The sequence below is a fragment of the Pontibacillus yanchengensis Y32 genome (assembly GCF_000770635.1).
In the GTDB taxonomy this organism is placed as follows: domain Bacteria; phylum Bacillota; class Bacilli; order Bacillales; family BH030062; genus Pontibacillus; species Pontibacillus yanchengensis.
In genome coordinates this window covers 1-12,066 of record NZ_AVBF01000020.1, presented here as the reverse complement: position 1 = coordinate 12,066, position 12,066 = coordinate 1, and the positions used below count along the sequence as shown (strand labels likewise).

The window sequence follows — 12,066 nt, the reverse complement described above, 5'->3', positions numbered from 1 at the left end:
TTTCCTCCCTTCAGCAATCCATTCGGTTTATGAAATCACCTTACTACCTTGTATACCACTTTTAGAGGCGTTTTTATCATTCTCTAAAACTTTTTTAAAAGAGTGAATAGCAACCTCCACTTGTTCATCTTTAGGTTCTTTGGTAGTAAGTAATTGAAGCCAAAGACCAGGGTAGCCAAGTACACGTAGAACAGGAACGTTACGTACTTTATTTGTAAGTTGAAGTACTTCAAAAGAAATACCAATAACGAAAGGTAAAAGCAAGATACGGTTCACCATTCTCCACCAGAGTGGTTCTGTTTCAATGAATGGTAATAAATACACGAGAATTCCAACAAAAACGGTAAATAATATAAAACTCGATCCGCAACGATAATGCAACCTTGAACTCTTTTGTATACCTTCTACGGTAAGATTAGAGCCACTCTCATATGCATTAATTACTTTGTGCTCAGCACCATGGTACTGAAACACTCGTTTAATCAAAGGAGTAAGGGAGATGAGGTAGATATACACAAGAAGAAAAATAAATTTAATGAAACCTTCTAATAGCACCTGACCAGTTTCTCCAGGTACGATTCCTCTGAAGAATTCTGCAATCAAGGCTGGTGTTAAGGTGAAAATCAACTTTCCAAATATAAAAGATAATACACCTACTGCACCAACACCAATAATCATTGCGAGTTTTGATGTTTCTTCTTCTTTTTGGATTGATTCATCATCTTCTGGATCTACATCATATCGTTCTGTCGAAAAGTTTAGGTGCTTTGTACCATTAGCACTAGCTTGAACCAAAGCAACCAATCCTCGAATAAAGGGTATTTTCTTTAATCGTTTAGATATTTTAGAGTCTTTCCGTTCTGTTTCAAAATATTCAATAGAGTCGTCATTCCGTCGAATTGCTGTGACATAACCTGATTGACCAGCAAACATGACACCTTCAACGACGGCCTGGCCTCCATATGCTGGTTGGTTTTGCTCACTCATATATCCACCATCCTAGATGTTTCTTCGTTTCTTCTATTTTACTAGAAAATGGAGTTAACCTCTAGTCCTCTTCCAAAAAAGCATGGATTTTATCTTTTTGGGCCATCCTAGGTTATGGAGGTGTATAAAATGGAACAAGAGCAAAAACAACTTCAAAATGAGGATTTAGAACAAAATAAAACGGAAAAACCTGTATCATCATTGTCCAAAGCACTGGTAACTGGATTAGTGGGAGGTCTTCTATGGAGTTTTGTTGGAGTGGTAACGTATTTCTTTAATTTTAGTTCAGTCTCTGCTGCTTCTTTTATTATACGTTCGTGGATTCAGACAGATTGGACTGGAAGCTGGATTGGTGAATTTCTAGGCATGATTGCAATAGGACTACTTTCATTAGGTATAGCGTTAATTTATTATGGTCTATTACGAAAAACAAAGGGGTTAGTGCCTTCCATCCTATTTGGGGTTGCACTATGGTTCATCGTCATGTACTTATTTAATCCTGTATTCTCAGCTGTACCCACTGTATATGAGATGGATAGCAACACCATTGTAACAACCCTCTGTATTTATATTTTATATGGAACATTTATCGGGTATTCCATTTCTTATGATTATGAGCAATTTGCGCATGGTGCTAGCTAAATTATTATCACAATGATGTGTGTTGTGTTATCCTTAAAAGTGTCGGAAAATTTTCCCCAAAATCGATACAGGGAGAGGAATTATGAAAGAATTGTTATTGTTAAATGGCCCTAACTTGAACCTCTTAGGAGAGAGAGAACCCGGTGTTTATGGGGCAGTAACTCTCGAAGATATTGAACGTCAGGTTAGAGATATTTGCAAGCAGGAGGGGTGGCAATTAAAATCCTTTCAATCGAATCATGAGGGAGATTTAGTGGATGCGATTCATGAAGCGAGACATTCCTCGAAAGGTATTATATTTAATCCAGGTGCCTATACTCACACAAGTGTAGCTTTACGAGATGCTATATCGGGTGTGAATGTGCCTATGATTGAAGTTCATATCTCTAATGTACATAAAAGAGAATCGTTTCGCCATACATCCCTTTTATCGCCAGTGTCATGGGGTCAGATTGTTGGATTGGGTCCAATAGGATATCAATTAGCCGCCAAGGCCTTTATTGACCATTTTAAGGAGGACACAGATGATGGAGAAGCTAAGTAAAGTAAGAAAGAGACTAACTGAAGAAGATTTAGACGGTGTACTTGTTACAAATGATAAGAATCGTCGTTATATGACTGGCTTTACAGGTACTGCTGGAGTATTATTAATTACTCAAGAGAGTGCTCTTTTTATCACCGATTTTCGCTATGTAGAACAGGCGCAGAAAGAAGCGCAAGGGTTTGAAGTCATCAAGCATACAACTCCTATACAAGAAGAGATATCCGCTCAAGTAGAAAAGTTGGGTATTAAAAGATTAGGATTTGAAAAACAGCATATGACTTATGGGGTATATGAAGATTATCAAAAAGTCATAAATGCAGAATTGGTTCCTACAGCCGGCGTGGTTGAAAAATTACGCTTGATTAAGAGTGAAGATGAGATTAAGATATTAAAGGAAGCAGCTGAAATTGCTGATGCAGCTTTTGAACATATCCTTACGTACATAAAACCTGGTGTGAAGGAAATAGATGTATCAAATGAGCTAGAATTCTTTATGAGAAAGAAAGGCGCTACATCTTCATCATTTGATATAATTGTTGCTTCTGGCTATCGATCAGCATTGCCTCACGGTGTGGCATCTGATAAAGTCATTCAGTCAGGTGAGCTTGTTACCCTAGATTTTGGAGCTCTTTATAAAGGCTATTGCTCAGACATTACCCGTACAGTTGCTATAGGTGAGATTAGTGATGAATTAAAAGAGATCTATGATACTGTTTTACAAGCGCAGTTACGTGGTATGGATGGGTTGAAAGCAGGTATTACTGCTAAAGATGCAGACGATCTCACAAGGGATTATATTAAAGATAAAGGATATGGAGAGTACTTTGGACACTCTACAGGCCACGGTATCGGGTTAGACGTTCATGAAGGACCTGGTCTTTCATTCCGATCAAAAGAAACTCTACAACCCGGTATGGTTGTTACAGTTGAGCCTGGTATCTATGTTCCAAATGTAGGTGGTTGTCGAATTGAAGATGACACTGTTATTACAGAAAACGGTAACGAACGCCTATCCACTTCTACCAAAGAGCTTATTTACCTATAAACTCTCTTAAGGGTATTAGAGACATCGAAAGATTACCGAAATTCATTCATATCTTATGGGTGAGTAAATGATTTTGCTTAAGGAGGATAACAAATGATTTCCGTAAATGATTTTAAAACAGGACTAACTGTTGAAGTTGATAATGGAATTTGGCAGGTTATTGATTTCCAACACGTAAAACCTGGAAAAGGTGCAGCGTTTGTTCGCTCTAAACTACGTAACTTACGCACAGGTGCAATTCAAGAGAAAACCTTCCGTGCTGGTGAGAAGGTGAACAAAGCACATATTGAAAATAGCAAAGTTCAATACCTGTATTCAGCAGATGATGTTCACACTTTCATGGATAACGACACATTTGAGCAGGTTGAATTACGCACAAATCAAATTGAAAATGAGTTAAACTACTTGAAAGAGAATATGGAACTTAATATTCAATTCTATCAAGGAGAAACTATTGGAGTAGAACTTCCAAATAATGTTGAACTAGTCGTTTCCGAAACAGAACCTGGTATTAAAGGTGATACAGCTAGTGGTGGTACAAAACCTGCAACACTTGAAACAGGTTTAATCGTACAAGTGCCTTTCTTTATTAACGAAGGCGATAAATTGGTAATTAGCACTGCAGATGGAAAGTATGTATCCCGCTCCAATAAATAAGAATCATAAACGTAAGAGTCAGGCAATAGTGCCTGGCTCTTTTTTTGTTTCAAGAGATATATGTAATTTATAAGTAATAAGTTATAAGTTTGTAGCTAATGAAATAGACTTACGAGACTTATCTTATTTAAGGTCATAAATTGGTCAAGCTGGCATAAATTACAGTAAAAGCACGTAATAGAAATGTGAGGGCTAAGAATGGATGAAATTCTAAGAATTATACCTCCTCAAATTCAAGAAAAACTTCGGCATCTTACTATACAAGAATGGGATGAGCTTCAAGAAATTCGTTTGCGTATAGGGCGACCGATAGAGCTTATTTTTTCAGGACATCAGCAGGTGTTAAGTGAAGTCATTCCAAGTGAGCGCGATAGTCAATATGTAATCAATCAACTTGGGGATTATTCAATTTATCGCTTGGAGGATGAATTGCGTGAGGGCTATATAACAATAGCTGGTGGTCATAGGGTAGGACTAGCTGGAAAAGTAAACACCGAGAAAGGTTTCGTGAAAGCAATTCGACATATCTCATCTTTTAATATTCGAATTGCTAGGGAAAAAATTGGCGTTGCTAATGAAGTCGTAGAGAGTCTTTATGAAGATTGCTATAGAAACACTCTCCTAATTGGTCCACCTCAAACTGGTAAAACAACTTTATTAAGAGATATGGCTCGAATAATCAGTGAAGGTTCAAACCATTTACCTTCTAGAAAAGTTGGTATTATCGATGAACGATCTGAAATAGCAGGTAGCTTGCATGGAGTGCCCCAACATCAACTAGGCTTGCGAACGGATGTTATGGATGCGTGTCCTAAGGCAGAAGGTATGATGATGATGATTCGGTCGATGTCACCAGAGGTCCTCATTGTCGATGAGATTGGAAGTAAGGAAGATGTCAAAGCATTAATGGAGGCTGTTTATGCTGGTGTCACTGTCATTTCTACAGTGCACGGTGACAGTTATGATTCTGTTAAACATCGACCATCGTTGCGCCCATTATTTCAGAATCATGTATTTGAACGCTATATTGTTCTAAATGAGTGGGACCGAAGTGGTTTCACACGCACGCTCTTAAATCACCAAGGGCAACGAATTCCATTGAAAAAGAGGTGCATGGCAAATGAAATGGATCGGAGCACTTCTCCTACTGTGCGCTACAACGTGGGGAGGATTTGAGTTTGCAAGACGTTTAAATGAGCGTCCTAAGCAAATCCGACAATTAAAGAATGCGTTACAAGTACTAGAAGCAGAAATACTTTATGGGCAGTCACCTGTTATAGAAGCGTGTGAAAAAGTAGCTAAGCAAGTGCCAGCTCCCTTAGCTTGGTTTTTCGAAGAATTCAGTGCATCTCTTAAACAGAGTAGTTCCTCTTTATATGATGTGTGGGAAGATCGCCTGGATCGATACTGGTCAATTAGTGCATTGGGTGAGGGAGAAAAAGAAATTATGAAGCAATTTGGTCAAACATTGGGTCAGCATGATTTTGCTGGACAACAAAAGCACATAAGACTTGCACTTTCGCATTTAGAAAGAGAATTACAAGAAGCACAAGAGCAACAACAGCGATATAGCAAAATGGTGAAAAGCCTAGGGTTTTTATCTGGATTGCTGATTATATTGCTTTTTATATGACAGGCAAGAGAAAGGGGATCGAAGCATGCTTGGGGACGCGTACATTTTATTTCAAATAGCAGGTATTGGCATCGTTATTGCCATGATTCATACGGTCTTGAAGCAAATGGGTAAGGAAGATATTGCCCAATGGGCCACTTTAGTAGGTTTTATTATTGTTTTGTTTATTGTAATGGATAATCTTTCGGATTTATTTCAACAAATTAAATCAGTCTTTTTATTTCAATAACAGGATGGTGTGAATATGGGGATTTTTCAAATTGTTGCCTTTGCCATTGTAGCTAGCCTGTTAACCATTATTCTTAAAGAGCAAAAAGGTTCGATTGCATTCTTCCTCATCCTATTCACTGGAATTGTTATCTTTCTCATACTTATCCAACAAATCGCACAAGTTTTCTCCTTACTAGAATATATTGCTCAAAAAGCAAATGTGAATGGAATGTATGTGGAAACCATACTCAAGATTATTGGAATTGCTTATATAGCTGAATTTGGGGCTCAGATCACACGGGACGCTGGCTTAGGAAGTGTTGCATCAAAAATCGAGTTAGCCGGAAAAGTATTTATTTTAGTATTAGCTGTTCCGATTTTAACAGCGGTTATAGAAACAATTCTAGGCTTTATTCCTGCCTAGGGATTGTAGGGAGGGAGTTTTCCCGAAAGGCATGAGACAAACCTTCAAAGTATTGATTGTCGTTCTCTTTATTCTTCCATTCATTATTGTTCCTGACTTACTAACTCATGCTCAGACATCTGGATCAGAATGGACAAGTAGTGACCTTGACCGTATTACCTTCACAGAAATACAAAGGTATTGGACAAAAGTTGTCGATGAATATGGAGGGTATTTGCCAGAAATACGTAAAGGGTCGTTTATGGAGTTCATGCAACATAGAGAGTCTATCTCAATAAAAGATTGGACATTTGGGTTGCTAAAGTATCTATTCTATGAATTTATTATGAATGGAAAATTACTTGGAACGCTTTTGTTTCTTACCTTATTTTGTATGATTCTTCAATCGTTACAAAATGCTTTTGAAAACCAAGCTGTTAGTAAAGTAGCTTACGCCATTGTGTATTTAGTTCTGATTGCCTTAGCTTTGAATAGCTTCCATCTTGCTGTGTCGTATGCCAAAGATGCCATCCAGATGATGAGTAGCTTTATGATAGCATTATTGCCATTGATGTTAGGGTTAATGGCTACCTTCGGAAATTTGATAGCGGTATCTTTTTTCCATCCCGTTATTATATTTTTAATCCATGCAAGTGGCTTATTAATCTCTAATATCGTTTTACCACTATTTTTTCTATCAGCATTGTTAACCATTGTTAGTACGATAAATGATCAATATAAAGTAACTCAATTAGCCCAACTATTACGTAATGCCGGCTTAGGGATTATGGGGGTATTCCTTACTATTTTCTTAGGTGTTATTTCTGTTCAAGGTGCTGCATCTGCAATACAAGATGGAGTGGCAATGAAAACAGCAAAATTCGTAACAGGTAATTTCGTACCAGTTGTAGGTCGGATGTTTACAGATGCAACAGATACTGTACTTAGCGCTTCATTGTTACTAAAAAATACAGTTGGAATCGTTGGGGTCATCATTATTTTAGGACTGGCTTTATTTCCAGCAATTAAGGTCTTGGCAGTAGCTTTAATCTATAAATTAGCGGCAGCTGTTCTTCAACCTATAGGTGGTGGACCTGTTATTACATCTATGGAGATTATAAGTAAACATATTTTATATGTATTTGCTGCATTACTCGTAGTTACATTCATGTTTTTCTTGGCAATCGTCATCTTAGTAGCCGCCAGCAATCTAACCATGATGATTCGATGAGGAGGGGTTGAATGGAATTTATTACGGAGTGGGTTACACAGATTATTCTTTTTTTATTACTTGCCTTTATAACAGATCTAATTCTCCCAACCTCATCCTTGAGAAAGTACATCAAATTAGTAGTGGGTCTATTATTGATTCTAGTATTTTTACAACCTGTATTTAAATTGTTCGAGGTAGATGTGAATCGCTTGTTTTCGCAAGAAATGATGAATTGGGAGAACCAATCCGAAGTTGAAAATATGGAAAATTTAATTGATGTGAAGAAAAAAGAAATACAAGCCTCCCAACGTGCATATATTTTAGAACAGATGGCTGTCCAATTAGAAAATGCGGCGAAGGAGGAGCTGATGGATGAACATAAAGTAGAAATTCTAAACTTTTCCTTCCAATTCTCTGAAGATGAACAAGATCTGAACCTAGAAGCTTTGGAACAACTCACTGTGGTGGTGTCAGATAAACAGAGAGAGGTGCAACAAGATGATGTTGGAGAAGTTGAGGATATTGAAATCAATTTTGCTAATCAACCAAAAAAAGAAGAAAACTCCAATAAATCAAATACAGTGAAAAATTTTCTCTCTGAGGTCTGGCAAATACCTATAGATAAAATCAATATACAGTGGGAAGGAGGGGTTTAATGAAAAAAAGTCCATTTAAATCTATTACTTCAATGCTTAAATTAAAATCTGAAGATGGCAAGAAACCTACTAAAATGGCTTATGTCATACTAATTGCGTTATTTGGACTTCTGATTTTGATTGTAAGTGACATGTTTTCAAGTGGTGAAACCCAAAATCAGCAACCAACCAATCTACCAGAATCAACTTCTTCACCTACAGAACAAGAGCAAGAAACGTTTCTACAAAAAGATAAAGAAGCAACTGACTCTCTCATGTCAGAAGCGGAAGATTACTATGAAAAAGAATTAGAAAAGTTATTGAATAGCGTCAAGGGGGTCTCCGAGGTTGATGTAATGGTGAATCTTGAATCAACTGAAGCTAAAATCTACGAAAAGAATAAAACCGTAACTCAACAGACCACCGAAGAAACAGATAAAAATGGTGGGGAACGAACAATAGAAGATTCTTCTGAAGACAGTCAAGTCGTTCTCACTAGAAGAGGAGACCAAGAGGTTCCATTGCTAGTCCGTACTCAAAAGCCGCAGGTAAGAGGAGTTTTAGTTGTAGCAAAGGGAGCGGATCACATGCAAGTACAACAATGGATTGTAGAGGCAGTATCCAGAAGTTTAGATGTACCAACCCATCGTATTTCGGTAATGCCGAAAAAATAAGGGAGGAATATAGAAATGATGTTGAAAAAACAAACGGTTTGGCTATTAACGATGTTGAGTTTAATGATTGTGCTTAGTGTGTATTACATGACTTCCCCTTCAGAAGATCAAGTAGCACTTCTGTATGATGAGGAAGAGAAGAATGAAGAGCAAGCATCTACAGAAGAGAACACAACGGAAGAAACGAATCCGGAAGGCACAATGTCTGAAGATGGTGTTGTAGAAACTAAGGGTGAAGAAAAAGGGAATGTGACATCAAGTGTGACTAGTGATGAAATTTTTACTGCAATGCGTATGCAAATTGAAGATAGTAGATCTAAAACAAAAGAAGAATTGAAAGATATTATGGCGTCAGGGCAAATGTCAGCTTCTGAAGTTGAATCTGTCGTAAGTGAAATTCGTCAGTTGGAGGAATTAAGCACAAAAGAGAAATTACTTGAGCAATCCATCCAGGCAAAAGCTGAATATCCTGATGTCCTTGTTAGAGCTGAAGAAAATAAGGTATTTGTTACCGTGAAAGCTAATGAACTCTCTAGTAGCGAAACTGTCCAAATTATGGATATGGTACAAGAGGAATTTGGCAAACGCACAGTAGATGTTGAATTCCAGCCATACGCTCAGTAGATTCTGCTAAATAGATATAAGAAGTATAGAAACCTGACACAATAAATGTGTCAGGTTTTTTATCGTTTAACGTACTATAAAATTCAATGCTTGTGTATAACTGCCCAGCATATACGTCGCTAAACGGACGCTTGCGCTTTTGTTCTTATGATGGATTTTTAATCATAAAACGATATCACTAGGTTAAGGATCATTGATATTTCGAAAATATTATGTTTAGTATATGATGAAGGAGAACACGAAAAAATGACGAAATGTAAAGGTAACCGCTTTCTTAGAGGTTGAAGTTTATATTGGCTTTATCGTAAAATATTAAGAGGTGTTATTAGTACCAGTTATAAATTGTATTTATATATAAAGGGGTGCACTATCATGTTAAAAGTCCAAGAAATCCGTGAACTCATTAAATTGATTGATGAATCAAGTATTGATGAATTTACATATGAGAGTAACGGCACAACCGTATCAATGAAAAAACAAAAAGGTGAGGTAGTTGAACGACCAGTCGTAGAAAAGCAGACACCGGTCGAGCCTGCTGCACCAGCACAGCCTGTTGAGAAAGCTGAAGCACCAGCTGCTAAGCCTGAACCGGAAGTGAAAGAAGAGAAACAAGAAACAACGGAATCTAAGAATTATGATTATGAAATTGTATCTCCTATGGTTGGTACATTTTATGAAGCAGCTTCGCCTGATGACGATCCATACATACAAGCTGGCGACAAAGTGAAACCCGACTCTGTTGTATGTATTGTCGAGGCAATGAAACTCTTTAATGAAATCGAAGCAGAAACAACTGGAGAAGTTGTGGAAGTATTAGTTGAAAATGGCCAACTCGTAGAGTATGGTCAACCATTATTCCGAGTTAAATCCGAGTAAGGGGTTGGAAACGTGATTAAGAAACTCTTAGTGGCGAATAGAGGAGAAATTGCAGTACGTATCATTCGTGCATGTAAAGAATTAAACATCGAAACGGTAGCTGTCTATTCTGAAGCAGACAAAGAATCCCTTCATGTACAACTTGCTGATGAAGCGTATTGTATTGGTCCAACGGCCAGTAGTGAAAGTTATTTAAACTTTACAAATATAATGAGTGTAGCAAAGCTAACTGAATCAGATGCCATTCATCCAGGCTATGGCTTTCTTTCCGAGAATCCTGATTTTGCAGAGTTATGTGATGAGTGCAACATTACCTTTGTTGGACCTAGTGCACAAGCCATTCGTAAAATGGGAACTAAGGATGTAGCTCGTGAAACGATGAGAGAAGCGGGTGTGCCTATTGTGCCTGGTTCTGAAGGACTCATCAAAGATGAAGATGATGCGAAGCAAATCGCTGAATCTATCGGCTATCCTGTTATTATTAAAGCAACAGCAGGTGGCGGTGGAAAAGGCATTCGTGTAGCAAGAACAGAAGAGGATTTAATCAAAGGGGTTCGCGTAACGAAACAAGAAGCAGAAACAGCCTTTGGAAACCCAGGTTTATATATTGAGAAGTTCATAGAAGATTTCCGACATATTGAAATTCAAATTATGGCGGACAATCATGGAAATGTTATTCACTTAGGAGAACGAGATTGCACGATTCAACGAAGGTTACAAAAACTTATTGAAGAAACTCCATCTCCTGCTCTTGGACCAGATTTGCGAGAAGAAATGGGAGATGCAGCTGTTAAAGCTGCAAAAGCCGTTGGCTACTCTGGTGCAGGTACAGTGGAATTCATTTTTGATAAAAAGAACGAACGATTCTATTTCATGGAAATGAACACAAGAATACAAGTGGAGCATCCGGTCACAGAAATGGTAACAGGCGTGGATTTGATTAAAGAGATGATTCATGTGGCAAATAACTATACCTTAACTTACACTCAAGATGAAATTAAGTTTGAGGGTTGGTCTATGGAATGTCGTGTTAATGCCGAGAACCCATTCAAACAATTCATGCCATCACCAGGAAGAATCGAGATGTATTTACCACCAGGAGGTTTCGGCGTACGAGTTGATTCTGCAGCTTACCCTGGTTGGATGATACCACCATATTATGATTCCATGATTGCTAAGCTTGTTACGTATGGTAATACAAGAGAAGAAGCAATGGATCGTATGAAACGTGCCTTAGATGAATTTGTTATTGAAGGTGTTCATACCACCATTCCATTTCACTATCGTATGATGTCTCATGAAGTATTTAGAGACGGTGATTTTAATACAAAATTCCTTGAAAATTATCCAATAATGGAAGAGGAGTAACCAAAAGGAGTGACCAAAGTGAGTGAACATTTATTAAACGTTGGGGAAGGCTCCACACTAGGTGAAGTTGAAATTGCACCAGAAGTGATTGAGGTCATTGCAGGAATCGCTGCTTCTGAAGTAGCAGGTGTAGCGTCTATGCGTGGTAACTTTGCATCAGGTGTTGCAGAACGACTTGGGAAGATTAATCATGGTAAAGGAATTAAAGTTGAACTAAGTGAAGAAGGTATCATTATTGACATTTATGTAGTAATGGACTTCGGTATCTCAATTCCTAAAACAGCACAAAAAATCCAAGATAATACTCGCCAAGCTTTACGCAACATGACTGCATTAGAAATTAAAGAAATTAATGTTCATATTGTGGGCATTCAAATGGAAGGCAAAGATGAATCTACAGAAGAAGAAGAGGTAGTACAAGAACAAAAAGAAGAATAATGTGTTTTGGAGCCATGGAGGTTTTTCCTCCATGGTTTTTTATTTAGGATATATATTATTTCGTTATAGCCCCATTATCTTGAAGACTTGAAGTCGAGATATTTTTAGCAGCTGGTG

Annotated in this window: 16 protein-coding genes; 15 read left to right on the top strand and 1 reads right to left on the bottom strand. The window is 37.7% G+C overall.

The genetic code is table 11. From position 1 onward, the window contains the following. Positions 1–27: 27 nt before the first annotated feature. Positions 28–987: a DUF1385 domain-containing protein gene (locus N782_RS08945; protein WP_036818679.1), complete on the bottom strand. Its 960-nt coding sequence runs from the start codon at positions 985–987 to the stop codon at positions 28–30. A gap of 129 nt (positions 988–1,116) precedes the next feature. Here N782_RS08945 and N782_RS08940 point away from each other — a divergent pair, with 129 nt between their 5' ends. From N782_RS08940 to N782_RS08870, 15 genes are all read left to right on the top strand, one after another. After that, positions 1,117–1,629, top strand: coding sequence for a YqhR family membrane protein (locus tag N782_RS08940; protein WP_036818677.1), 513 nt, complete (start codon positions 1,117–1,119; stop codon positions 1,627–1,629). A gap of 82 nt (positions 1,630–1,711) precedes the next feature. Continuing rightward, positions 1,712–2,173 carry a type II 3-dehydroquinate dehydratase gene (gene aroQ, locus N782_RS08935; protein ID WP_036818676.1) on the top strand — a complete coding sequence of 154 codons (462 nt, stop codon included), beginning with the start codon at positions 1,712–1,714 and terminating at the stop codon, positions 2,171–2,173. Beyond that, positions 2,157–3,218: a M24 family metallopeptidase gene (locus N782_RS08930; protein ID WP_036818784.1), complete on the top strand. Its 1,062-nt coding sequence runs from the start codon at positions 2,157–2,159 to the stop codon at positions 3,216–3,218. Before aroQ ends, N782_RS08930 begins: the two co-directional genes overlap by 17 nt. 93 nt (positions 3,219–3,311) lie before the next feature. After that, positions 3,312–3,875 (top strand): elongation factor P, encoded by a 564-nt coding sequence (gene efp, locus N782_RS08925; RefSeq protein WP_036818673.1) that lies wholly within the window; start codon positions 3,312–3,314, stop codon positions 3,873–3,875. A gap of 198 nt (positions 3,876–4,073) precedes the next feature. After that, positions 4,074–5,051 (top strand): stage III sporulation protein AA, encoded by a 978-nt coding sequence (gene spoIIIAA, locus N782_RS08920; protein WP_036818670.1) that lies wholly within the window; start codon positions 4,074–4,076, stop codon positions 5,049–5,051. After that, positions 4,996–5,508 (top strand): stage III sporulation protein SpoIIIAB, encoded by a 513-nt coding sequence (gene spoIIIAB / locus N782_RS08915; protein ID WP_036818667.1) that lies wholly within the window; start codon positions 4,996–4,998, stop codon positions 5,506–5,508. The genes spoIIIAA and spoIIIAB overlap by 56 nt, the downstream gene beginning before the upstream one ends. 25 nt (positions 5,509–5,533) lie before the next feature. Then, positions 5,534–5,737, top strand: a complete 204-nt coding sequence (gene spoIIIAC, locus N782_RS08910) for a stage III sporulation protein AC (RefSeq protein ID WP_036818664.1) — start codon at positions 5,534–5,536, stop codon at positions 5,735–5,737. Between the two features lie 9 nt (positions 5,738–5,746). Continuing rightward, positions 5,747–6,142 (top strand): stage III sporulation protein AD, encoded by a 396-nt coding sequence (gene spoIIIAD, locus N782_RS08905; protein WP_237582631.1) that lies wholly within the window; start codon positions 5,747–5,749, stop codon positions 6,140–6,142. Between the two features lie 31 nt (positions 6,143–6,173). Continuing rightward, positions 6,174–7,352, top strand: a complete 1,179-nt coding sequence (gene spoIIIAE, locus N782_RS08900; protein WP_036818660.1) for a stage III sporulation protein AE — start codon at positions 6,174–6,176, stop codon at positions 7,350–7,352. 11 nt (positions 7,353–7,363) lie between these two features. Next, positions 7,364–7,990: a stage III sporulation protein AF gene (gene spoIIIAF, locus N782_RS08895; RefSeq protein ID WP_036818658.1), complete on the top strand. Its 627-nt coding sequence runs from the start codon at positions 7,364–7,366 to the stop codon at positions 7,988–7,990. After that, on the top strand, positions 7,990–8,643 hold the full coding sequence (gene spoIIIAG / locus N782_RS08890) for a stage III sporulation protein AG (RefSeq protein WP_036818657.1): 654 nt from the start codon (positions 7,990–7,992) through the stop codon (positions 8,641–8,643). The genes spoIIIAF and spoIIIAG overlap by 1 nt, the downstream gene beginning before the upstream one ends. 15 nt (positions 8,644–8,658) lie before the next feature. Beyond that, positions 8,659–9,267: a SpoIIIAH-like family protein gene (locus N782_RS08885; RefSeq protein WP_036818656.1), complete on the top strand. Its 609-nt coding sequence runs from the start codon at positions 8,659–8,661 to the stop codon at positions 9,265–9,267. A gap of 372 nt (positions 9,268–9,639) precedes the next feature. Continuing rightward, positions 9,640–10,143, top strand: a complete 504-nt coding sequence (gene accB, locus N782_RS08880; RefSeq protein WP_036818653.1) for an acetyl-CoA carboxylase biotin carboxyl carrier protein — start codon at positions 9,640–9,642, stop codon at positions 10,141–10,143. A 12-nt stretch (positions 10,144–10,155) separates the two neighbouring features. Beyond that, entirely contained in the window at positions 10,156–11,511 is a 1,356-nt protein-coding gene (gene accC, locus N782_RS08875) for an acetyl-CoA carboxylase biotin carboxylase subunit (RefSeq protein ID WP_036818651.1), read from the top strand. An 18-nt stretch (positions 11,512–11,529) separates the two neighbouring features. Further along, positions 11,530–11,949 carry an Asp23/Gls24 family envelope stress response protein gene (locus N782_RS08870; protein ID WP_036818648.1) on the top strand — a complete coding sequence of 140 codons (420 nt, stop codon included), beginning with the start codon at positions 11,530–11,532 and terminating at the stop codon, positions 11,947–11,949. Positions 11,950–12,066 lie beyond the last annotated feature (117 nt).